This window comes from Bradyrhizobium sp. IC4060, from assembly GCF_020193715.1.
GTDB classification, from domain to species: domain Bacteria; phylum Pseudomonadota; class Alphaproteobacteria; order Rhizobiales; family Xanthobacteraceae; genus Bradyrhizobium; species Bradyrhizobium yuanmingense.
This window is the reverse complement of record NZ_JADYVJ010000003.1, coordinates 370,192-392,643: the sequence shown is the minus strand read 5'-3', so window position 1 is coordinate 392,643 and position 22,452 is coordinate 370,192. Positions and strand designations below refer to the sequence as shown.

General features: G+C 65.4%; 23 protein-coding genes. 18 read left to right on the top strand and 5 right to left on the bottom strand.

Features of this window, described 5'->3' with window-relative positions; all coding sequences use genetic code 11:
* Positions 1 to 30: 30 nt before the first annotated feature.
* The 10 genes from I6F16_RS13680 to I6F16_RS13635 all read left to right on the top strand — a co-directional run bounded on the left by I6F16_RS13680 (position 31) and on the right by I6F16_RS13635 (position 12,840).
* On the top strand, positions 31 to 1,830 hold the full coding sequence (locus tag I6F16_RS13680) for a cation:proton antiporter (RefSeq protein ID WP_225112964.1): 1,800 nt from the start codon (positions 31 to 33) through the stop codon (positions 1,828 to 1,830).
* 74 nt (positions 1,831 to 1,904) lie between these two features.
* Entirely contained in the window at positions 1,905 to 2,726 is an 822-nt protein-coding gene (locus tag I6F16_RS13675; RefSeq protein WP_035998466.1) for an NAD-dependent protein deacetylase, read from the top strand.
* A gap of 140 nt (positions 2,727 to 2,866) precedes the next feature.
* The gene (locus tag I6F16_RS13670) at positions 2,867 to 4,951 is read left to right on the top strand and encodes a hydantoinase/oxoprolinase family protein (protein ID WP_035998471.1); all 2,085 of its coding nucleotides are present in this window, start codon (positions 2,867 to 2,869) and stop codon (positions 4,949 to 4,951) included.
* A gap of 2 nt (positions 4,952 to 4,953) precedes the next feature.
* Entirely contained in the window at positions 4,954 to 6,612 is a 1,659-nt protein-coding gene (locus I6F16_RS13665) for a hydantoinase B/oxoprolinase family protein (protein WP_225173815.1), read from the top strand.
* 33 nt (positions 6,613 to 6,645) lie between these two features.
* Positions 6,646 to 7,644, top strand: coding sequence for a TRAP transporter substrate-binding protein (locus I6F16_RS13660; RefSeq protein ID WP_035998477.1), 999 nt, complete (start codon positions 6,646 to 6,648; stop codon positions 7,642 to 7,644).
* 9 nt (positions 7,645 to 7,653) lie between these two features.
* Positions 7,654 to 8,247, top strand: coding sequence for a TRAP transporter small permease (locus I6F16_RS13655; protein WP_035998480.1), 594 nt, complete (start codon positions 7,654 to 7,656; stop codon positions 8,245 to 8,247).
* Positions 8,248 to 8,278: 31 nt separating this feature from the next.
* A complete protein-coding gene (locus I6F16_RS13650; RefSeq protein WP_035998483.1) occupies positions 8,279 to 9,583 on the top strand; it encodes a TRAP transporter large permease subunit in 1,305 nt (434 codons plus the stop codon).
* A gap of 324 nt (positions 9,584 to 9,907) precedes the next feature.
* Positions 9,908 to 11,626 (top strand): PQQ-binding-like beta-propeller repeat protein, encoded by a 1,719-nt coding sequence (locus tag I6F16_RS13645; RefSeq protein WP_035998486.1) that lies wholly within the window; start codon positions 9,908 to 9,910, stop codon positions 11,624 to 11,626.
* Between the two features lie 114 nt (positions 11,627 to 11,740).
* Positions 11,741 to 12,055, top strand: a complete 315-nt coding sequence (locus I6F16_RS13640; RefSeq protein WP_225112963.1) for a cytochrome c — start codon at positions 11,741 to 11,743, stop codon at positions 12,053 to 12,055.
* Positions 12,056 to 12,072: 17 nt separating this feature from the next.
* Positions 12,073 to 12,840: a transporter substrate-binding domain-containing protein gene (locus tag I6F16_RS13635; RefSeq protein WP_225173814.1), complete on the top strand. Its 768-nt coding sequence runs from the start codon at positions 12,073 to 12,075 to the stop codon at positions 12,838 to 12,840.
* A 36-nt stretch (positions 12,841 to 12,876) separates the two neighbouring features.
* On the opposite strand, the gene I6F16_RS13630 is transcribed toward I6F16_RS13635, so the two are convergent.
* The gene (locus I6F16_RS13630) at positions 12,877 to 13,521 is read right to left on the bottom strand and encodes a glutathione binding-like protein (protein ID WP_035998492.1); all 645 of its coding nucleotides are present in this window, start codon (positions 13,519 to 13,521) and stop codon (positions 12,877 to 12,879) included.
* Between the two features lie 106 nt (positions 13,522 to 13,627).
* Here I6F16_RS13630 and I6F16_RS13625 point away from each other — a divergent pair, with 106 nt between their 5' ends.
* Complete coding sequence (locus I6F16_RS13625; protein ID WP_035998494.1) at positions 13,628 to 14,308, top strand: TetR/AcrR family transcriptional regulator; 681 nt, start codon at positions 13,628 to 13,630, stop codon at positions 14,306 to 14,308.
* Positions 14,309 to 14,323: 15 nt separating this feature from the next.
* Here I6F16_RS13625 and I6F16_RS13620 read toward each other — a convergent pair whose 3' ends face one another.
* Complete coding sequence (locus I6F16_RS13620) at positions 14,324 to 15,289, bottom strand: glyoxylate/hydroxypyruvate reductase A (RefSeq protein WP_035998496.1); 966 nt, start codon at positions 15,287 to 15,289, stop codon at positions 14,324 to 14,326.
* Positions 15,290 to 15,429: 140 nt separating this feature from the next.
* Between I6F16_RS13620 and I6F16_RS13615 the strand changes: the two genes are divergently transcribed.
* From I6F16_RS13615 to I6F16_RS13600, 4 genes are all read left to right on the top strand, one after another.
* Entirely contained in the window at positions 15,430 to 15,798 is a 369-nt protein-coding gene (locus tag I6F16_RS13615) for a YciI family protein (protein WP_035998498.1), read from the top strand.
* The gene (locus I6F16_RS13610) at positions 15,795 to 17,081 is read left to right on the top strand and encodes an RNA polymerase sigma factor (protein WP_035998501.1); all 1,287 of its coding nucleotides are present in this window, start codon (positions 15,795 to 15,797) and stop codon (positions 17,079 to 17,081) included. Before I6F16_RS13615 ends, I6F16_RS13610 begins: the two co-directional genes overlap by 4 nt.
* Positions 17,082 to 17,199: 118 nt before the next feature.
* Positions 17,200 to 17,739, top strand: coding sequence for a K(+)-transporting ATPase subunit F (gene kdpF, locus I6F16_RS13605; protein WP_225112962.1), 540 nt, complete (start codon positions 17,200 to 17,202; stop codon positions 17,737 to 17,739).
* Positions 17,740 to 17,769: 30 nt separating this feature from the next.
* Positions 17,770 to 18,183, top strand: a complete 414-nt coding sequence (locus I6F16_RS13600; RefSeq protein ID WP_035998505.1) for a VOC family protein — start codon at positions 17,770 to 17,772, stop codon at positions 18,181 to 18,183.
* 197 nt (positions 18,184 to 18,380) lie between these two features.
* Here the strand turns inward: I6F16_RS13600 and I6F16_RS13595 are convergent, their stop codons facing one another.
* The 3 genes from I6F16_RS13595 to I6F16_RS13585 form a co-directional block, all read right to left on the bottom strand.
* Positions 18,381 to 18,725 (bottom strand): hypothetical protein, encoded by a 345-nt coding sequence (locus I6F16_RS13595; protein WP_035998508.1) that lies wholly within the window; start codon positions 18,723 to 18,725, stop codon positions 18,381 to 18,383.
* Positions 18,726 to 19,120: 395 nt separating this feature from the next.
* Positions 19,121 to 19,558 carry a hypothetical protein gene (locus I6F16_RS13590; RefSeq protein ID WP_035998510.1) on the bottom strand — a complete coding sequence of 146 codons (438 nt, stop codon included), beginning with the start codon at positions 19,556 to 19,558 and terminating at the stop codon, positions 19,121 to 19,123.
* Positions 19,559 to 19,685: 127 nt separating this feature from the next.
* Positions 19,686 to 20,474 carry an SDR family oxidoreductase gene (locus I6F16_RS13585; RefSeq protein WP_225112961.1) on the bottom strand — a complete coding sequence of 263 codons (789 nt, stop codon included), beginning with the start codon at positions 20,472 to 20,474 and terminating at the stop codon, positions 19,686 to 19,688.
* A gap of 264 nt (positions 20,475 to 20,738) precedes the next feature.
* Here I6F16_RS13585 and I6F16_RS13580 point away from each other — a divergent pair, with 264 nt between their 5' ends.
* The 3 genes from I6F16_RS13580 (at position 20,739) to I6F16_RS13570 (ending at position 22,422) form a co-directional block, all read left to right on the top strand.
* Positions 20,739 to 21,143, top strand: a complete 405-nt coding sequence (locus I6F16_RS13580) for a YciI family protein (RefSeq protein WP_035998515.1) — start codon at positions 20,739 to 20,741, stop codon at positions 21,141 to 21,143.
* Between the two features lie 48 nt (positions 21,144 to 21,191).
* Positions 21,192 to 21,557, top strand: a complete 366-nt coding sequence (locus tag I6F16_RS13575; protein ID WP_036021849.1) for a YciI family protein — start codon at positions 21,192 to 21,194, stop codon at positions 21,555 to 21,557.
* A 124-nt stretch (positions 21,558 to 21,681) separates the two neighbouring features.
* Positions 21,682 to 22,422 carry a TetR/AcrR family transcriptional regulator gene (locus tag I6F16_RS13570; protein WP_057028075.1) on the top strand — a complete coding sequence of 247 codons (741 nt, stop codon included), beginning with the start codon at positions 21,682 to 21,684 and terminating at the stop codon, positions 22,420 to 22,422.
* The last annotated feature ends 30 nt before the right edge of the window (positions 22,423 to 22,452 follow it).

The following is a 22,452-nucleotide window of genomic DNA, read 5'->3' as shown; positions in this document are numbered from 1 at the left end:
TATTGGCGGGCGCCGACACGTGAAGGGCCCGTGACCACAACCATCAACATCAATGCCTATAGTGACGCGCTGGTGGTGCTCGGGACTGCCGGCGTGGTGGTGCCAATGGTCCGGCATTGGGGCATCAATCCCGTGCTGGGCTATCTCGGGGCCGGCGCCATTCTCGGTCCGCTCGGGCTCGGCTCGCTCGTCAAGGACGTCCCGGTCCTGTACTGGTTCACCGTGACGGACGCCCAGAACGTCGAGGGTATCGCCAATCTCGGCATCGTGTTCCTGCTATTCCTGATCGGGCTCGAGCTGTCTTTCAGACGGCTCATGACGATGCGGCGTCTAGTGTTCGGGCTCGGCGGCCTGCAAGTCCTCGCGACATCGGCCATGATTTTCGGCGTGGCGCTTCTCTTCGGGCAGAGCTCCGATACGGCCGTGATCCTCGGCGCGAGCCTTGCGCTGTCCTCGACGGCGATCGTGCTCGAGCTCCTGTCCGCCGAGAGGCGGCTTTCCACCTCGGCCGGGCGCGCCAGCTTCTCGGTGCTGCTGGCTCAAGACCTCGCAGTCGTCCCCATTCTGGTTTTCGTCTCGGTGCTCGGCGCGGGAAGCGGTGGCTCGGTCGTGGCGCACATCTCCAGTGCGGTCCTGAAGGCTGTGCTGGCGGTAGCCTTCCTCACTCTGGTCGGACGGCTGCTGATGCGTCCGCTCTTCCAGATGGTTGCAGGCACCCATTCGACGGAGTTGTTCGTTGCCGCGACCTTGTTCGTCATCGTCGGCGCAGGGCTTGCCGCCCACCAGGCTGGCCTGTCGATGGCGCTCGGAGCCTTCGTTGCAGGACTGATGCTGGCGGAAACCGAATATGGCAAGGCCATCGAGGCCACCGTCGAGCCGTTCAAGGGCCTGCTGCTGGGCATCTTCTTCTTCACCGTCGGGATGGCGATCGACGTCCGCGTGTTCCTGCGCGACCCCGGCTGGCTGCTGGCCGCCGTCGTCGGCATTCTCGTCGGCAAGGCGATCGTGCTCATCATCCTGGGGCGCCTCTTCAGGCTGTCATGGCCGGCGGCGATCGAGATCGGCTTCCTGCTGGGCCCCGTCGGCGAATTCGCCTTCGTCAGCATCGGAATGGCGGCGGCCGGAGGCATGATCGAGCCCCGCGTGTCGAGCTTTGCCGTCGCCGTCACCGCCGTGACGATGGCCCTGACGCCGCTTCTGGGCATGCTCGGGCGACGATTGGCCGCGAAGCTGAGCAGCGAACGCACGCCCGATCCCGAGCTCGCGGTCCGGCCGCCCGGCGACCGGGCGCAAGCCATCGTGGTCGGCTATGGCCGTGTTGGAAAGGTCGTCTGCTCCCTGCTGACCAGCCATGGCCTGAACTACATCGCGGTCGATCACGCGGCCGTCGACGTGGCGCGCGACCGCCGCGACGGTCACAAGGTCTATTTTGGCGATGCGACGGAGCCGGGTTTCCTCGAAGCCTGCGGCTTGATGCAGACGACCGGCGTGATCATCACCATCCAGTCGCGGCCGGCGATCGATGCCGTCGTCGAGCGGATCCGGGCGGTGCGGCCGGACGTGCTGATCGTCTCGCGTGCGCGGGACGCCGATCATGCCCGGCACCTCTACGCGATCGGCGCAACCGATGCGGTGCCGGAAACCATCGAGGCGAGCCTGCAGCTCTCCGAAGCCGCACTGGTCGGCCTCGGCGTTGCAGTCGGGCATGCGATCGCCTCGGTGCACGAGAAGCGGGACGAGTTCAGGCTGACGCTGCAGCAGGCCGCGCGGATCGCGGGACAAGAGAAAGCTCGTCCGCTCGATCTCACGGGACGGCGGTCGCCGCGATAGCGGCTATGCGGCCGCCATGCGCCGGGATTGTCGTCATCTGGCAAAACGGGCCGGCGCGAACTACATCATGCGCCATGACGAATGCCCCTCCGGCAAAACCTCCGCTCCAGGATTTCATCGGCCGGCACGAACGCCTGTTCGTGCTGACGGGCGCCGGCTGCAGCACCAATTCCGGGATTCCCGACTATCGCGACAGCCAGGGCAATTGGAAGCGGACCCAGCCCGTCAACTTCCAGGCCTTCATGTCGGACGAGCAGACCCGCCGGCGCTATTGGGCGCGCAGCCTGATCGGCTGGCGGCGGTTCGGCCGGGCGAGGCCCAACGATGCGCATCGCGCGCTGGCCCGGCTCGAGGCGAACGGCCGGTGCGGGATGCTGCTGACCCAGAACGTTGACCGGCTGCATCAGTCGGCCGGCCATCGGCAGGTGATCGACCTGCACGGCCGGCTCGATCTGGTCCGCTGCATGGGCTGCGGGGCGAAGACGTCGCGCGAGGAGTTTCAGCACGCGCTCGGCCGCGCCAATGCGGCATGGCTGACGCTCGATGCCGCCGATGCACCCGACGGCGACGCCGATCTGGAGCACGAGGATTTTTCCTCCTTCGAGGTGCCACCTTGCCAAGCCTGCGGCGGCATCCTCAAGCCCGACGTGGTGTTCTTCGGTGAGAACGTGCCGCGCGAGGTGGTGGCCACGGCGCAGGATCATCTGGCAGAAGCCGATGCCATGCTGATCGTCGGCTCGTCACTGATGGTCTATTCCGGCTTCCGCTTTGTCCAAGCCGCCGCGCGGCGCAATATCCCCATCGCCGCGGTCAATCTCGGCCGCACGCGCGCCGACGATCTCCTGACGCTGAAGGTTGAGGAGCGCTGTGAAGCGGCGCTTGCATTCCTGCTCTGATCGCTCAGGCGCGAACACGCCTTGCCTATTGCATGGGTGCCGCGCAAAATAGCCGGGCACAGCGTTGCAGGCATGCCTCATGGCACGGGAATTGCTGTGCTTTTGGACCCGAACTTGACGATCAGCACGGAGAAATTGGAATGCTCGAGGGAGCCGAGGTGCGGCTTGCCGTTGATATCGGTGGCACGTTCACCGACATCGTGCTGGACGTGGGACAAGACCGCAAAACCCGCAAGGTGCTGACGACGCCGCAGCGGCCCGAGCAGGCGGTGCTGGACGGCATGCGGCTCATTCTTGCCGATGCGCGCGCGCATATCAGCGATATCGACGTCTTCATCCACGGCACGACGCTTGCGACCAACGCTATCATCGAGCGGCGCGGCGCCAAGACGGCGCTGATCGCAACCGAAGGCTTTCGCGACGTGCTCGATATCGGCACCGAGAGCCGCTACGACCAGTACGATCTCAGCATCGACAAGCCGAAGCCGCTGGCGCCGCGCGGCCTCCGCTTCACCGTGCCCGAGCGCATCGACGCCCACGGCGCCGTCCGCCTCCCGCTCGACGAGACGGCCGTGCGCGCGCTCGCGCCGAAATTGCGTGAACTCGGCGTCGAAAGCGTCGCGGTCGCCTTCCTGCACTCCTACGCCAATCCCGAGCACGAACGACGCGCAGCGGCGATCATGGCCGAGGAGATGCCCGGCATCTCCGTGACGGTGTCTTCCGCCGTCTGTCCCGAAATTCGCGAGTATGAGCGCACATCGACTGCGGTCGCGAACGCCTATGTGCAACCCCTGATCGACGGTTATCTCGCCCGCATGGCCGACGCCCTGCAGGTCGAGCAGTTCCGCGGCGCGATCTACCTCGTCACCTCAGGCGGCGGCGTCACCTCGATCGAGACCGCGCGGCGCTTTCCGGTGCGTCTCGTCGAATCCGGGCCGGCCGGCGGCGCGATCTTCGCGGCGCAGATCGCGGCGCGACTCGGGGAGAGCAAGGTGCTGTCCTTCGACATGGGCGGCACCACCGCGAAAATCTGCCTGATCGAGAAATACCAGCCCGAGACCTCGCGCGTGTTCGAGGTCGATCGCGCCGCGCGCTTCCTCAAGGGCTCCGGCCTGCCGGTGCGCATCCCCGTGATCGAGATGGTCGAGATCGGCGCCGGCGGCGGTTCGATCGCCCATGTCGACGCGATGAAGCGCGTCACCGTCGGCCCGGAGAGCGCCTCGTCGGAGCCGGGACCGGCCTGCTATGGCCGCGGCGGTCAGCGCCCCGCGGTGACGGATGCCGACGTTGCGCTCGGAATGATCGATCCTGACGCCTTTGCGGCCGGCACGATCAAGCTCGATCCGGAGCTGTCGAAACAGGCGCTGCTGCGCGATGTCGGTGCGCCGCTCGGCCTGTCGGCGGAAACAGCGGCTTATGCCGTGCACGAGGTGGTCTGCGAGAACATGGCGAGCGCCGCGCGCGTGCACGCTGTCGAGCGCGGCGCGGTGGTCGGCCAGCACACGCTGATCGCCTTCGGCGGCGCCGCGCCGCTGCATGCGGCGCGCGTTGCCGAGAAGATCGGCGTCTCCCGCGTGATCGTGCCCTCGAACGCCGGCGTCGGCTCGGCGGTCGGATTTCTGGCGGCTCCCATCGCGTATGAATTGGTGCGCAGCCGTCACGTCCGGCTCGATGATTTCGATACCGAGGCGGTCTCTGACTTGCTTCAGGACATGGTGACCGAAGCGCGCGCGCTGGTCGAGCCGGGCGCGGCCGGCGCGCCGGTGCGCGAGCGCCGCGCGGCTTTCATGCGCTATGTCGGCCAGGGCCACGAGATCACCGTCGAGCTGCCGAACCGTCCGCTGACGACGGCCGATCTCGCCGGTCTGCGGCAAAAGTTCGAGGCCGACTATTCGGCGATGTTCGAGCGACCGATCCCGGGCGCGGCGATCGAGGTGTTGAGCTGGTCGGTGCTCGCGACCACCGAGGCGCGCAATCCGCCCGCCGTCGCTTCCGTGGCGCGCCAGCCCGCGGCCAAGGCGTCCGGCAGCCGAAAATTCTTCGACGGCCGGGCCGGCGAAGTGATCGAGATCCCGCTCTATCGGCGCGAGGACATGGCGCCAGGGGCGACCATCGCAGGCCCCGCCGTGATCGCGGAAGACGAAACCTCGACCTTCGTCTCCACCAGTTTCGACGCCCATATCGACGGTGCCGGCAGCATCGTCATGGAACGAAAGGCGGCCTGATCATGAGCAAGGCAAATGGCGCGAGCCTGATCGACCTTCAGATCATGTGGCACCGGCTGATCGCCGTGGTCGAGGAGCAGGCGCAGGTGCTCTTGCGCACCGCCTTCAGCCCGATCGTGCGCGAATGCGGCGACCTCTCGGCCGGCGTGTTCGACCTCAGGGGGCGGATGCTGGCGCAGGCAGTGACCGGCACACCCGGCCACGTCAACTCGATGGCGGAATCGGTCAAGCACTTCATCGCTCACTTCCCGATCGAGACGATGAAGCAGGGCGATGCCTACATCACCAACGATCCCTGGATGGGGACCGGTCATCTCAACGATTTCGTCGTCACCACGCCCTGCTTCAAGGACGGCAAGGTCGTCGCACTGTTCTCCTGCACCAGCCATCTCATGGACATCGGCGGCATCGGCTTCGGGCCCGACGCCACCGACGTGTTCATGGAGGGGCTCTACATCCCCATGCTGAAGCTGATCGACCAGGGCGTCGTCAACGAGACGCTGATGGCGATGATCCGCACCAACACGCGGCTGCCGATCGACACCGAGGGCGATACCTATTCGCTCGCCGGCTGCAACGACGTCGGCTGCGAGCGCCTGGTCGAGATGATGAGTGAGTTCGGCATCGACACGCTCGACGAGCTCGGCGACTACATCTGCGACCGCTCGCGCGAGGCCGTGCTCGCGGAGATCGCAAAGCTGCCGAAGGGCAGCTGGCGCAACACCATGGTGGTCGATGGTTATGATGCGCCGGTGACGCTGGCGGCGACGCTGACCATCTCGGATACCGGCATCCACGTCGATTTCGACGGCACCTCCGCCGCGTCAAAATTCGGCATCAACGTGCCGCTGTCCTACACCACCGCCTACACCGTGTTCGGCCTCGGCTGCGTCGTCGCCTCGCAGATCCCGAACAATGCCGGCTCGCTCTCGCCGCTGACGGTGTCGGCGCCGGCTGGTGCCATCCTCAATGCGCCAAAGCCGGCGCCCGTGGCGTCGCGCCACGTCATCGGCCAGATGCTGCCGGACGTCGTGTTCGGCTGCCTGCGCCAGATCATTCCCGAGCGCGTGCCTGCGGAAGGCACCTCCTGCCTGTGGAATCTCAACGTGCGCGGCCAGACCCGCTCCGGCGCCGGCGGCAATTACGGGTTCTCGATGGCAGTCACCTCCAACGGCGGCACCGGTGCGCGCTTCGGCAAGGACGGGCTGTCGGCGACCGCTTACCCAAGCGGCGTGCGCGGCACGCCGGTCGAGATCGCGGAGACGCAGACGCCGCTGATCTTCTGGCGCAAGGAGCTGCGTCCGGATTCCGGCGGGGCAGGGCGCACCCGCGGCGGCCTCGGCCAGATCATCGAAGTCGGCAGCGGGGTCGATGCGCCGTTCGACATCCTCGCCGCGTTCGACCGCATCGACCACCCGCCGCGCGGGCGGGACGGCGGCCAGAACGGCGAGGCCGGCTATGTCGGTTTGAAGTCCGGCAAGAAGCTGCGCGGCAAGGGCTTTCAGCAGGTGCCGTCGGACGACCGGCTGGTCGTGCTGACGCCCGGCGGTGCCGGCATCGGCGATCCCAGGGAGCGCGATCGCGCGGCCGTCAACGACGACGTCGCAAGCGGTCTCGTGTCTTCGGAGAACGCAGTCAAGGTCTATGGGTACGCGCGTTGATGCATCAACACGCTCGGTAAACGGAGGGGAGCAATGATTACGCGACGGAACTTCACTGTGGGCGCAGCGACGCTGCTCGCCGCCGGCCACATCTCGACTCGCGCACGGGCGGCAACGAGCTGGGATATGTCGACGGTCTGGCCCGACGGCAATTTCCACACCCAGAACGCGATGTCCTTCGCGGAGGAAGTGAAGAAGCAAAGCAATGGTGCGGTCGCCATCACCGTGAAGGCCGGCGGCCAGCTCGGCTTCAAGGGGCCCGAGCACCTGCGGGCCGTGCGCGACGGCCTGGTGCCGCTCGCCGACGTCCTCAACATCCAGCAGGTCGGCGACGAGCCCTTCATGGGCGTCGAGAGCATCCCCTTCCTCTGCGGCTCCGTGGACGAGCTCAAGGTGCTGCACAAATATGTGCGGCCCGAATACGAGAAGATCGCCGCGCGTAACAATCAGAAGATCCTCTACATCGTGCCGTGGCCGACGCAATATCTGCATCTGAAGGCGAAGGTCGCCGACGTCGAGGGCCTCAAGAACATCAAGATCCGCGTGCCCGACAAGAACGCGGTCGAGATGCTCAATGCCATCGGTATGGCGGCGGTGATGATCCCCTGGGGCGAAACGATCCCCGCACTCGCCTCCGGCGCGGTGGCCGGGGTCTCCACCTCGTCGGTGTCCGGCGTCGACGGCAAGTTCTGGGAGTTCCTGAAATACGTCTACCCGACCAACCATGTCTGGTCGTCGCAGATGCTCACCGTCAATCTCGATGCCTGGAAGGCGCTCGGCGCCGATCAACAGAAGCTGGTCGCTGACATCGCGGCGAAGATGGAGCCCGGCTTCTGGGCCAATTCGCTCAAGGCCGATGTCGACAGCCTCAACCGCCTTAAGGAAGGCGGCATGGAGGTGGTGCCGGTCTCGGACGCCATGATGAAGGACATCCGGGCCAAGACCGCGCCGCAGTTGGATGCCTTCCTCAAGCGCGTGCCGGCGGCCGACCAGCCGGTGCGGGCCTATCTCGCCGAAATTAAGCGCGGCTGAGGACGAGGCGTGGTGAGCCTTTCGCCTGAAGCATCGCAAAGCCTCAACGCGGCGGCGCCTGCGCCGCTGCGCATCGTCCTCGACGGCATCGATCGCCTCGGCCGGCTCGACGGCTGGATCGGCGGCTTCTGTCTCCTGATGCTGACGCTGTTGATGCTGTGCGAGGTCGCAACCCGCTTCCTCTCGAACTTCCTGCCGTTCTTCCCGCCGACCATCTCGATCGCGTGGGAATATTCCTCCTATCTGATGGCGGCGGCCTTCACTTTCGGTGCCGCCATGACGCTGCGCGTCGGCGGCCACATCCGCGTCGTGCTGCTCCTGAAGAACGCACCCGTGCCGGTGCAGCGCGCGCTCGAGATCCTCTCGGCGGCGGCCGGCTTCGCCTTCATGGCGTTCCTGACCATGGCCATGGCGAAATTCGCCTGGAGCGCCTTCGTGCGCGGCCAGGTCTCGACCTCGAGCGACACGCCGCTGTGGTTTCCGCAAGCGATCGTCACCTTCGGCATGTTGCTGCTGACGCTGCAGTTCCTCGCGCGTGCGATCCAGGCCGCGCTCGGCCTGCCGCTGGAGGACCATCGCATGAAGGCCTCGCCCGTCGAATGACCGCCTTGCCCGCATCCGGATCCAAGATCGCATGACCATCGAAGTCGTCGCCCTGTTCGCGATCCTGTTTGTGCTGCTAGCTTGCGGCGTCTGGATCGGCCTCACGCTTGCGCTGACCGCGACGCTGCTGCTCGCGATGTTCCGTTCGGTCCCGCTCGACAAGCTGCTGCCGCAATACGCCTGGAACATCCTGACCACGCAGGAGCTGCTGGCGCTGCCGTTGTTCATCCTGATGGGCGAGTTGCTATTCCGCACCCGTCTGTCACGCTCCCTGTTTCAGGGATTGGCGCCCTGGGCCGGGCTGCTGCCCGGGCGCCTGCTGCATGTGAACGTGATCGGCTGCACCATCTTCGCGGCGATCTCGGGCTCGTCGGCCGCGACGACGCAGGTGATCGGCCGCATGTCGCTCAGCGAGCTCACGCGCCGAGGTTATTCCCGTGACATCGCGATCGGCTCGCTCGCCGGCGCCGGCACGCTGGGCTTCCTGATCCCGCCCTCCAACATCATGATCATCTACGGCGTGCTCGGCGACGTCTCGATCCTGAAGCTGTTCACCGCCGGCGTGCTGCCGGGCTTCCTGCTGGCCGCGACGTTCATGGCCTGGGTGATGCTGCACACCACCCTCAAACCCGCGATGGTGCCCGAGACCGAAGCCAAGCTCTCGCAGGTGCCGTGGAGCGAGCGCTTTACAGCACTGAAGGATCTCGCGCCGGCGCTGTTTCTGATCGCATGCGTGCTCGGCTCGATGTATGGCGGGCTCGCAACGCCCTCGGAAGCTGCCGCGGTCGGCGTGCTCGGCGCGGCCCTGGTTGCCTGGGCGCAAGGCGCAATGTCGCAGCAGGTGATCCGCGACGTCTTGATCGGCTCGGTCGTCACTTGCTCGATGATCGCGCTGATCGTGCTGGGGGCTTCGATCCTCGGCAATGCCGCGGCCTTCCTCGGCATCCCGCAGGCGGTGGCCGCGTTCGTCAAGGGCCTCGGCCTGTCGCCGTTCATGCTGATCGTGGCGCTGATCGTCTTCTATCTCGTGCTCGGCTGTTTCCTCGACGGCTTCTCGATGATCGTGATGACGCTGCCGATCGTGCTGCCGATCGTGAAGGGTGCCGGCTTCGACGAGGTCTGGTTCGGCGTCTTCCTTGTGCTCGCCGTGGAGATGGCGCAGATCACGCCGCCCGTCGGCTTCAACCTGTTCGTGATCCAGGGGCTGACCGACGACGGTCTCGGCTATATCGCCCGCGTCACGATGCCGTACCTCATGATCATGATCGGATTCGTGCTGCTGCTGACGCTGTGGCCGGGCATCGTCACGATTCTGCCGAAGGTGCTTTACGGATAAGACGACTTGTTCCGGGATCGGCGGAGCGAAAGCAAAAACGGTCAGCGTCGTTGCCGTTTCAAGTCGCGCTGCATCGAATTGACTTCGGCGCGCATTCCATATTTGCACGCCCTGTGATCCGTCGTACAGTGTAACGGCAAGCAGAAGTACAACAGCAACCACTCCAGTGAACGTGGCTCCTCGGCGCGATGCGCCGAGAGAGGGGACGTCTGTTGACGATTCGGTCCGATGGAGGACGATCGACGCACACTGAACTGCAAATACCCCTCGCAAGCCGCATTCACGAGACGCAATCAACAAACACAAGAGCGGGAGGAAGTGCAAATGAGGAAACAGTGGCTCAGCTCGGCCTTGGCTGTCGTTGTCGTTGCGACACTTGCAGCGACGGCGGCATTGGCTCAGTCCGTGGATACGGCCCGGATCGAGGCCGCCGGCCAGAACGATTGGCTCACCTATCACGGTTCGTACAAATCCCATCACTACAGCCCGCTTACACAGATCAATACGAGCAATGTCGGCAATCTGGGCGTGGCATGGATGCACATTCCCGGGCGATCGACGCGCGGCCTGCAGTCGATGCCGCTCGTCGCCGACGGCGTGCTGTACTATTCGGGCTCTTACAGCCGGGTCTTCGCGCTGAACGGCGCCAGCGGCGAGGTGATCTGGTCGTTCTTTCCGGAGCTGGATGAAGCGCTGATCAGCCGCCAGACCCACTCGCCCTATAACCGCGGCGTCGCTCTCGGCGAAGGCAAGGTCTTCGTCGGCACCATGGACGGTCGTGTCTTCGGGCTGGACGCCAAGACCGGAAAGGTTCTCTGGGAGACCAGGCTGATCGACTCGCAGAAGCTGACGGTCGGCTTCACCGGCGCGCCGCTCTACGCCAAGGGCAGCGTGATCATCGGCGCGCAAGGCGGCGAATGGCCGGGCCGCGGCCCGATCTTCGCGCTCGATGCCGCAACCGGAAAGAAGAAGTGGGAGTTCCTCACGGTCGCAGGCACCGAAGAGGCGATGAAGACCTGGGGCAACGAGTCCTGGCGCACCGGCGGTGGTGGCGGCTGGATGCCGGGCACCTACGATTCCGAGACCAACACTGTCCTGTGGGGCACTGCGAATCCGGCGCCGCTCTACGATTGGTCGGGTCCGGACTACAAGACCCAGGGGGCGCGTCCCGGCGATAACCTCTATACGAGCTCGGTGATCGGGCTCGACATCGATACCGGCAAGCTGAAATTCTACCATCAGGAACTGCCGCACGATGCCTGGGACTTCGACAGCTCGGTCGGCGAATTCGTGATGCTCGAGCGTGATGGCCAGAAATACGTGGTCCATCCGAACAAGGGCGGCTTTGTCTTCGTCTACGACCGCAATCTCAAAGTGAAGAACGTCTGGCGGCTGGTCGAGAACATCAACTTCGTCAAGGACATCGATCCCAAGACCGGCGCCCTGATCGGCCGTCGCGATTTCCCGGTCGGCAAGGTCACCGAACCGCCGCTGTGTCCGTTCATCGGCGGCGGCATCAGCTGGAACGCCGGCTCCTACAGCCCCAAGACCGGTCTCTATTACAAGATCGGACAGGAATGGTGCATGACGCTGGATATCCAGAAGACGACGCCGGTCACCACGCCGCAGGTCCAGCTCAACATCGGTGCCGATTTCAAGATGGTGCCTCCTCCGGGTGGCGAGATCTACGGACATCTCGACGCGCGCGATCCCATCACGGGCGCGAAGAAATGGGAGGTTCGCTATCCCGAGCCTCCGCTCGGAAGCGTGCTGTCGACCGCAGGCAACCTCGTCTTCGTGCCTGATTCGCGTGGCGTGCTGCACGCCTATGATGCCGAAACTGGCGCCGAGCTATGGAGGCACAACAACGGCACCGGCCATCAGGGCGGGATCGTCAGCTACTCCGTCGGCGGCAAGCAATATATCGCGGTGACGGCGGGCTTCGGCGGGATGCTGGCGGACGAATATGCGCCGAACTTCGGCGGCGTCTACAAGAGCATGCCGCGTGACGACGGCGCCCTGGTCGTCTTCAGCCTGAAATAGTCTGCCGCAGATGTTCTGATCATGGAGCGGGCGCAAGCCCGCTCCTCGATCGATGTCGCGGCCGCGTGGCTCAGGAATGGAGCGTAGCTGTTGAGACTGTCTTGCAAGACGATTTTGGCGGGGCTGGGCGCCTCGTTGCTGTGGGCTGCGATGGCCCAGGCCCAATCCGCCACACCCGCGCCGGAGAACGCGGCGTTCGAGGTCGAGCAGGTGTTTGCGGGGACTTGCGGCTTCTGTCACTCCGACGGTGGCCGGGCCGCTGGGAAGGGGCCGCAACTGATGAATTCGCCGCGCGACGACGACTATATCCGCAGTCGCATCAAGCTCGGCAAGCAAGGAGCGATGCCGGCCTTTGACGGCGCCTTCACCGACGCCCAGATCGACCAGATGGTCAAGTACATCCGCGCCCTGAAACCGCGCGACGGCTGACTAGCATAGAGTGTGGAATGAAGACATTTGCCCCGGTCATCGTCGCTGCCGCCATCGTCCTGTCGGGGCAGGCGGCGGCGCGCCCCCTGGAGGCGATCCGCTCCAGCGGCGTGATCGGGCTCTGCGCACATCCCAATTCGCTTCCCTTCGCGCACAAGACCGGCGATCCGCCCGGCTTCCAGGTCGAACTCGGTCGGGTGCTGGCACGCGAGCTCGGTGTCTCGCTGCGGCTCGACTGGATCATCACGCAGTACCAGATGCGCAGCGCCGGCTGCGACATTCTCCTGGACGTCATCGCCGATCGCGAAGCGCAAGGCGAAACCCGTCTGAGAATCTCCAAACCGTATTATCGCACAGGCGTCGCGCTCGCCGTGCCGTCATCCAGCACGCTCACGTCCTTCGCCAGCCTCAACGAATCGACCAAGGTGGGCGTGCAGGTTGGATCGATCGCAGCCATGATCATCGGTCAGCGGCGCGTGCCGATATCGACCTTCGGCTTCGAGAGCGACAGCCTGGAGGCCGTGTCGATCCGCGAGATCGACGCCGCCGCGGTCACGCCCACCGCCGCCAGCTATTTCAATCTGACCCATCCGGACAAACCGCTCCGGATCCTCGATCGCGACGAGAGCACGGCCGATCTGAACTGGAATGTCGGCGTCGGCATGGTCCGCCCGGACGATGCGTTGCGCGAAGCCATCGACGCAGCCGTGGAGCGGCTGCGCAGCGACGGCACGATCGACCGGATCTACCGCCGCTACGGCATCGCGCTGCAGGCGCCGAGATAGCGCGCTGCCGCGCGATTACGGAGCTCGCGTGCGGCTTCAGGCCGCCGCCTTCTTCCGCGCGAGCTCGGCCTTGTACAGCTCGAACTCCTCCGCGATCGCCTTGGCAATCGAAGGTCGCTGACGCAGCCGTTCGTGATACGCCTTCAGGTTTGGCCATTTCGCAAGCTCGATCGGCGGCGTCGCCATGGTCCAGTTGATGACCGTGACGAGATAGGCATCGGCCACGCTGAAATGGTCGAGCAGGAACTCGCGTCCTTTCAGGTAATTGTCGAGATAGTCGAGCCGCGACAGGTTCTTTTCCAGGGCATAGGCCTTGGCTTCCTGCGGCGCCTTGCGGTCGAGCATGGGGATGAAGAGGCCCTTGTGCAGCTCGGTGCCGATGAAGCAGAGCCATTGATGCAGCCGGGTGCGCTCGATGCCGGCGCTCGCGCCGAGGCCGGCTTGCGGGAAACGGTCCGCGACATATTGCAGGATCGCAGCGTTCTCCGTCAGCACCATGCCTTCATCGGTGCGCAGCGTCGGCACGAGGCCGATCGGATTCACGGTGCGGAAGTCGGAGCCGTCGCTCAAGACCTTCTTGGTCGGCGGATCGACTTCGAGGTAGTTCGCCTCGGCGCCGGCTTCATACAGCGCGACGCGTGTCGCCATCGAGCAGGCAAGCGGCGAGAAATAGAGATCCATCTGTAGCCTCCTTGGGCAATTCCTCTTTGGGTGTCGCTCAACCTGGCCAGATTGATTTTTGTACCATCTTGCATAATATGGGTGAGGTCAAGGAATAACTTGCGGAATGGTACAAAAATCGAAGCCGCCAGCTGCTGCCAATCAGCCCGAGCGTCGCGGCGAGTCCGAGCGTCGCGGTGGGCCTAAGCGCCGCGGCCGTCCGCGCGCCTACGAGCCCGATATCGCGCTCGGCAAGGCGCTCGATCTGTTCCGCAAGCAGGGTTTCGCGGCCACCTCGCTCGACGATCTCAGCGCAGCCACCGGCATGAACCGGCCGAGCCTCTACGGCGCCTTCGGCGACAAGCGCGAGCTCTACATCAAGAGCTATCAGCGCTACCGCGACGAGGCGGGCGCGGCGATGGTCGCGATCTTCCGCGAGGAGATGCCGCTGCGCCAGCGGCTGGAGCGCATCTACGCAGCCGCGCTGGACATCTATCTGTCCGGCGACACCGGACCGCGCGGTTGCTTCACGGTCGTGACCGCGGCCTCCGAGGCGGTCGGCGATCCCGAGATCCGCGCCATGGTGCTGGACGGCCTCACCGGGCTCGACAAGGCCTTTGCCAGTTGCTTCCGCCGCGCCAAGGAGAAAGGCGAGCTGCCGGAGAGCGCCGATCCGTTCGCGCTGGCACAGATCGCATCGGCCACCATCCACACCATCGCCATCCGCTCCCGCGCCCGCGTGCCGCGCAAGGAGCTGGAGGCGATCGTCAAGAGCGCGATCGACGTGATGATCGGCGCCAAAGGATAAGCTGGAAGCGAAGCTTCAATATCCCCGCTTTCGGTCCACCACGTTCTCCAGCGCGCCGCCCGCCTCAAACCGGGCGATCTGCTCGGCGACATAGGCCGAGATCGCATCCGCGTCGGTGTCGGCGGCATTGTGCGGCGTCAACACCACCTTGGGGTGGGTCCAGAACCGGCTGTCCTTCGGCTGCGGCTCCTGCACGAAGACGTCGAGCGAGGCGGCGCCGAGCGTGCCGTCGTCGAGGCAGGCGAGAATATCGGCCTCGTTCTGCAGGCCGCCGCGGCCTGCATTGATCAGCACCGGCGCGCCGAGCGGGCTGATGCGATTGAGCTTGGCGAAGACCTCGCGGTTGAGAATGCCGTGCGTGTCTGATGTCAGCGGCAGCAGGCAGACCAGGATATCGGTCTTGCGCAGGAACGCGTCCATTCCGGCGGCGCCATGGAAGCATTCGACGCCCTCGATCGTGCGCGGGCTGCGGCTCCAGCCGGCGACGCGGAAGCCGAGCCGCCGCAGCACGTCGGCCGCATCGGCGCCTAGCGTGCCCAATCCCATGACGCCGACCGTGACCGCGCTGGCCGGCCACTGATATCTGGGCTCCCAGCGCTTCTCGCGCTGCGATTGCCGCAGGTAAAGCTCCTGGCGGTGATGCATCAGAACGTGCAGCATGACATATTCGGTCATGCGATTGGTGAGATCGGGCACGGCGACGCGCACCAGCGGCACCTCGGGCAGGCTCTTGTCCGCCATTAGCGCGTCAACGCCGGCGCCAAGGTTGAAGATCGCCCGCAGATTGGGGAACGCACCGAGATCGCCGGGCACCGGCTTCCACACCGCCGCATAATGCACCTCCGCCGGATCGAGCCCGGCGTCCGGCAGCAGCACCACGCGGCGTCCCCCGCAGACCGCGTCGAAGCGGGCCTTCCAGCGCTCCGGCAGCCAGTTCTGCTGCGTGCTGTTGATCAGGACGGCCAGTGTGCCCATGGTCATTCGAAGTGCCTCTTCAGGTTCCGCGCAAGAAGGTCCTCCTTGGCACGATCTGCCGGATTTTTCTTGCAAATTTTTTCCGCAGCGCTGTCGGGGCGGGGCATATTGGCGCGTCTTCAGAACAGACGAGGGAAGTGCTGCCCATGCTTTACGCCATTCTTTGCTATCACGATGAGGATTTCGTCGGCTCCTGGAGCAAGGAACAGGACGAGGCCGTGATGAAGAAGCTCACCGTGGTGCAGGAGAAGCTCACCAGGCAGGGTCGACTCGGGCCGGTGGCGCGGCTGTTGCCGACGACCGCGGCGGCGACGCTGCGCAAGGAGGATCCGCCGCTGGTGCTCGACGGCCCCTATGCCGAGACCAAGGAGCAGCTGCTCGGCTTCTACATCGTCGACTGCAAGAATCTCGACGACGCGCTCGACGTCGCACGCGAGCTGGGTGCCGCCAATCCCGGCGGCGCCTATGAGGTGCGTCCCGTCGGCGTATTCCGGCCCGGAGGAAACCTGACGTGAGCGAGGCCGATACCGCCTGGATCGAGACTGCGCTGACTTCGGCGCGACCCCAGGCGGTCGGCGCGCTGTTGCGCTATTTCCGCGATCTCGACACCGCCGAGGAGGCGTTTCAGAACGCCTGCCTGCGCGCGCTCAAGACCTGGCCGCAGAATGGGCCGCCGCGCGATCCCGCGGCCTGGCTGATCATGGTCGGCCGCAACGTCGCGATCGACGAAGTGCGACGCGCGCGCAGGCAGCAGCCGCTGCCTGAGGACGACCAGGCGATCTCCGATCTCGACGACGCCGAAGGCGAACTGGCCGAGCGGCTCGACGGCTCGCACTATCGCGACGACATCTTGCGGCTGATGTTCATCTGCTGCCATCCAGGACTGCCGGCGACGCAGCAGATCGCGCTGGCGCTGCGCATCGTCTCGGGCCTCACGGTGAAGCAGATCGCCCGCGCGTTCCTGGTCTCGGAAGCGGCGATGGAGCAGCGCATCACGCGCGCCAAGGCAAAGGTGGCCGAGGCCGGGACGCCGTTCGAGGCGCCGGGCGCGGTCGAGCGCTCTGAGCGGCTCGCCGGCGTCGCGGCGATGATCTACCTGATCTTCAATGAAGGCTATTCGGCGAGCGGTGACACCGCGGAGATCAGGAAGCCGCTGTGCGAGGAGGCGATCCGGCTGGCGCGGCTGCTGCTGCGGCTGTTTCCGAGCGAGCCGGAGATCATGGGCCTGACCGCGCTGATCCTGTTGCAGCACGCGCGCAGCGCGGCGCGCTTTGCCGCGGACGGGTCGCTGATCCTGCTGGACGATCAGGATCGTTCCTTGTGGAACGGCACCATGATCGCGGAGGGCCTCGCGCTGATCGACAAGGCGATGCGCCACCGCCGCAGCGGGCCCTACCAGATTCAGGCCGCGATCGCCGCCCTGCATGCGCGCGCGGCGACGCCGGAGGAGACCGACTGGACGGAGATCGACCTGCTCTACGGCGCGCTCGAAGTGGTGCAGCCCTCGCCGGTGGTGACGCTCAACCGGGCGGTCGCGGTCTCCAAGGTGCGCGGGCCGCAGGCCGCGCTCGAGCTGATCGAGCCGCTGGCGCCGAAGCTCGCCAATTATTTCCATTTCTACGGCGTGCGCGGCGCCTTCCTGATGCAGCTCGGCCGCAACGACGAAGCCCGAATCGCCTTCGACCGCGCCATCGCGCTCGCCAACACCTCGGCCGAAGCCGCCCACATCCGCATGCATCTCGATCGCCTGATCCGGGACAGCCAGCCGAAGGCAAAGGAAAGCGCCAAGGCGAAGTAGGCCCGTCTGTTTCCACGCCATGACGTGGGGTGCGCAGTGCGCCAAAGAATTTCTGTCCCATTGTCGGGCCGGGGCCTCCCCCGTTCGTCCTAGGCTCCGTATCCACGGAGAGCCATCCATGCTGAAAGCCATTGCCGTCATCGCCATCGTTCTCGCCGCCGGCCTTGCCGCGGTCCTCGTCTTCGCCCTGACGAAACCCGACACGTTCCGTGTGGAACGCTCGCTCGCCGTCAAGGCGCCGGCCGCTGCAATCTATCCGCTGGTTGCCGATTTCCATCGCTGGACCGCCTGGTCGCCGTATGAGACCCGCGATCCCGCCATGAAGCGGACGTTCGGCGGAACCGCGGCAGGGAAGGGTGCGACCTATGCCTGGGAGGGCGACAACAAGGTCGGCGCCGGCCATATGGAGATCCTGGAGGCGAACGGGCCCTCCAAGCTCCGCATCAAGCTTGATTTCGAGCGGCCGTTCGAAGGCCACAACACCGCCGAGTTCACCTTTGTGCCGCAAGGCGATGCCACACTCGTCACATGGGTAATGTACGGTCCGGCCCCGTTCCTGTCCAAGCTGATGCAGGTGTTCTTCAACATGGACAGCATGATCGGCAAGGATTTCGAGACCGGCCTCGCCGGCCTGAAGAAGCTCACCGAGAAGCAATAAGCCTCACTGCAAACGAAGAGGAGAGAAACGATGCTCAATCCCTATCTGTTCTACCAGGACAATTGCGAAGCAGCGTTCAACTATTACGCCAAGGTTCTCGGCGGCAAGATCGACGCGATGATGCGCGCATCGGATGCTCCGCCGGAGGTGCCGGCTACGCCCGGCCGCGAGAAGATGATCATGCATGCGCGGATGTCACTGCCGGACGGCACGGTATTGATGGCCTCCGACTCGCCGGCCGAGCATTTCCAGAAGCCGCAGGGCTTTGCAATCTCGCTAACGGTCAAGGATCCCGCAGATGGTGAGCGCAAGTTCAACGCGCTTGCCGACGGCGGCAGCGTCACCATGCCCTTCAGCAAGACGTTCTGGGCCAAGGGCTTCGGCATGTGTGTCGACAAGTTCGGCATTCCCTGGATGGTGAATTGCCCGGCCGAGGGCATGTGATAGGAGCATGATCCGGAAAAGTGTGAAGCGGTTTTCCGAACAGATCATGCTCAAACAACAACCTAAAGCGCGATGACGATTTATCCTATCGCATCGCGCTTTGGGCGCGACCGTCACGTTGCGATCCCCTCTCTCCAATGCTGCGGGAGAGGGGACGTACGTTTCGTTACGTCAGGCGCCGATCAGCCGTTGTCCTTTCACCGGATTGATCCGGTGACGTCCTCGGGCGACGATTCCACGCAGCGAGGACAGATCACGAGCTTGGCGCCCAGCTTCCTGTCGTTCTCCGCCTGTATCTCGTCCTGGACCGCCCACCACGCCTCGGAATAGGGGCGCAATGTGCCGAGCACTTTTTCGCGCTCCTGATTGGGATCACTTGCAGCCGGCGCGCCGGTCGTGACGCGCCGCTTGGCCACATGCGGACGGTTCGGATCCTTGCCGAGGCCATCCCATGCAATGGCGCGGCGTTCCTGCGCTGGCGCCTCTGCGCATCCGATCAGCGCTGTGCAAAAAGTGAGCACGATCAAGCCGTGTCGAATCATGCCGGGCTTTTGCCTCCACAATCGGCGCGCAGAATCTGCGTGAGATACGCGCATCGTCGGTTCAATGGAACTCAAGGCAAAACAAGCTTGCCGGCATGGCCGAATATGAGTCGTGCTATCGCATCACTTTGCGGACGCAGTGAGGCCGCTTCGTGAAGCGAGCTGCATCGCACAACAATTGGCGCAAGATTGGGCTGTGCTCTGCACGTCAGAATCGTTATTGGTGAGTCATAAAAGCTACAAACTGGGATGGACGTCACTTGCAAGGGGAGCGACCGATGGCGGCGGCGCTACAGATCAACTTTGCTCTTTGGGGAATGCTCATTTGCGCCAGCGCGAAGCTGGCGCCAGTGATCCAGACGCTGTTTTGAAAGCGGTGGCGGCTGCCGGCTGTATCAGCGGCAACGCGGATAGATCGCGGCGAGATCGCGCCCCTTCAACAGCAGCAGCCGCGAGGTCAGACCGCCACGTCGGCTGATCCAGTCGCGCACCGGACCGGGATAGGCGGCAAGCACCGCGACCGATGCTTCCGGCTCGGCATAGAAGCGGCCGCGCCGGTCAACCGAGCGTGCGGCATGGAAGCCGAGCACGGCGCGCTTGGTGACGCAGATGCGCTCGCCCGGCACGATGCTCAGCACCAGCGTGCAGGCGGACAGGCAGGGGCCGTCGATCACCACGCGCTCGCCACTGTCGCGGACCTTTTCGAACAGATCGAGGAACGGCCCGACCTGTCCGCCCGGGGACTGGATGATGCGGATCTCGGCCGCCGCAGGCGCGGCGGCGAGCAGCGCGGATGCAAGCATCAGAGCTTTGAGAAAGGTGATGCGTTGCATGAACTCTCCACCAACTCGCTTTCGTAGGGTGGGCAAAGCGTAGCGTGCCCACCATCCGCACCGCAAATTTGGGATCGATGGTGGGCACGGCGCGTTGCGCCTTTGCCCACCCTACGAAATCTTGTTCCTACCCGTTGCGCCTTTGCCCGCGCAGCGTCGGCAGGCCGATGCCCGCCGCATCGAAGCCGCCGTCCACGGCCAAAATTTGGCCGGTGATGTAGCTCGCGCGGCCCGAGCACAGGAAATAGATCGCTTCCGCGAGTTCCTCTTCCAGGCCGTAGCGGTTGAGCGGAATGGCGTCGTGATAGTCGGCGCGGATCTCCTTGGTGTGCACCTGCTTCGCCATCGCGGTGTCGACCGGCCCCGGTGCGACCGCGTTGACGCGGATGTTGAGGGAGGCGAGCTCGACCGCGAGCTGCTTGGTAAGGTGTGCAAGGCCTGCTTTGCTGGTGCCGTAGGCCGAGCGCAGCGTCGAAGCGCGCACGGCTGAGATCGAGGTGATGTTGACGATGGCGCCGCCACCACCGTCGCGCATCAGGGGCACCGCGGCCTTGGTGCAGAGGAACGGTCCGGTGAGGTTGACCTCGAGCACGCGGCGCCAGTCGGCATCCGACGTCTCCATCAGCGGCGCGAACACCGCGATGCCGGCATTGTTGACCAGCGCGTCCAAGCGGCCGAACCGCCGCTCGATCGTCGTCATTCCGGTGCCGACTGCGGCAGCGTCGGCGACATCGCAGGTCAGCGCCAGCGTCGCCTCGCTCTGGCCGATGTCCGCGACCGCGCGGCCGAGCAGTTCGTGCTCGATGTCGAGCAGGGCCACGCGCCAGCCCTCGGCCAGGAATTTCTTCGCGGTCGCAAGCCCGATGCCGCGGGCGGCACCGGTGACGAGGGCGACTTTTTGCGGGGCTTGCGGCATTGGCTGATCTGTCCTGTGTCCGGGAGCAGCGCGCGAAGCGCCGGTTCCTTTTACTGCGCTTTCGTTCCGGCATGAAAGGCCTCGCCGAGCCGATCGAGCCCGATGCGGCCCAGAATGCGCCAGCCGCGGCTGCGCTGCGGCCTCGAAATAATTTCTGTCCCGCTGTCGGCCCGGCAGAAGGCCGTTCGTCTTGGAGGGGACGCGGGCCCGGCCGTTTCCGCCCGCAGGACATATCGGAATGACTGAGAGCAGCAAGGAACTCCCATGCGATTCATGATGCTGATGATCCCGCTCGGCTACGAGAACGCGCCGCCGGAGCTGCAGCTCGATCCCGAGCGCGTCGCCGCGATGATGCGCTACAACGAGGCGCTGAAGGACGCAGGCGTGCTGATCACGCTCGATGGGCTGCACCCGCCGTCGACCGGGGCACGCGTCTCGTTTGCGACCGGCCAGCCCATCGTCACCGACGGGCCCTTCGCGGAAGCCAAGGAAGTCCTGGGCGGCTATTGGATGATCGAGGTCGCCTCGCGCGCCGAGGCGATCGCCTGGGCCAAGAAATGTCCCGCTTCAGCCAACGAGATCATCGAGGTCCGCCAGGTGCAGGAGATGGCCGATTACTCGCCCGAAGTGCAAGAGATCGTCGCCGGGTTTGGCGACCTGAAGACGTAGACGAGACGGCGGCTGCGCGATTCCCAATCAACCCTGAGGAGAAAACCCATGAGCACCGAACACAAATTTCTCGCCGTCTATCTCGGCAGCACGAGCGGATCGAAAATGGCGGCGTGGCGCGCGCTGCCCGAGGCCGAGCGGAAGGCGAAGGAGCAGGAGGGCATGGCCGCTTGGCACGGCTGGGTCGAGAAGCACAAATCCGTGATCGTCGAGATGGGGGGCCCGCTCGGCAAGACCCGCAGGATCGACGGGAGCGGAATCACCGAGGTCAGCAACGCGCTGACCGGTTTCACGGTGGTGCGTGCCGCCTCGCAGGAGGACGCTGCAAAGCTGTTCGAGAACCATCCGCATTTTGCGATCTTCCCGGGCGAGGCAATCGAGGTCATGCCCGTGCTGCCGATTCCGGAGATGTAGCCCCGGTCACCCGTCATTCCGGGTTCGATGCTCCGTATCGCCCCGGAATGACGTGAAAATACGGGTTAACCAGTCCGGCCGCCGCTAGTGACCTTCACGCCCGGCTCATGTAAAGCTCGTTCACATGAGCTGGCGCAAGGAGCAGCGCCGCGCCGAGCGCGGCTATCACCACGGCAATCTGAAGGAAGCCCTGTTGCAGGCGGCCCTCGGGCTGATCGCCGAGAAGGGGGCGGCCGGCTTCACCTTCGCCGACGCCGCGCGCATGGCCGGAGTCAGTGCGGCGGCGCCCTACCGGCATTTCCGCGACCGTGACGAGCTGCTGTCCTCGATCGCCCAGCGCGGTTTCGAGCAGTTCGAGGCGCGCCTGTCGGCGGCGTGGGACGACGGGCGGCCCGACACCGTCACCGCCTTCGAGCGCGTCGGCAAGGCCTATCTCGCCTTTGCCCGCGCGGAGCCGGCCTTCTACAACGCGATGTTCGAATCGGGCGTGCCGGTCGATGCCAATCCCGCCCTTCAGGCGGCCAGCGAACGCGCCTTCAACATCATTCGAGCCGCAGCCGAGCGGCTCGCCGCACTGACGCCGCCCGGCACACCCCGCCCGCCGGCGATGATGATGGCGCTGCACATCTGGTCGATGTCGCATGGCGTGGCCTCGCTGTTTTCCCGCGGCGATGCTGCGCGACGCAAGCTGCCGATGTCGCCGGACGAGCTGCTGGAGGCCGAGGTACTGATTTATCTGCGCGGCCTCGGCTTCCCGATCGACCGCCGTCCTCCGGCCAGGGGCGCCGAGCCGCCGCCGGTGCCGCCGGAGGCTCCCTCCGGTTCGGGCCTGCCGCCCGGCAGCCCCTGGGGCAAGCCGAAATAAGATTGCGCAAGTAATCACGCGGGCGTGTCT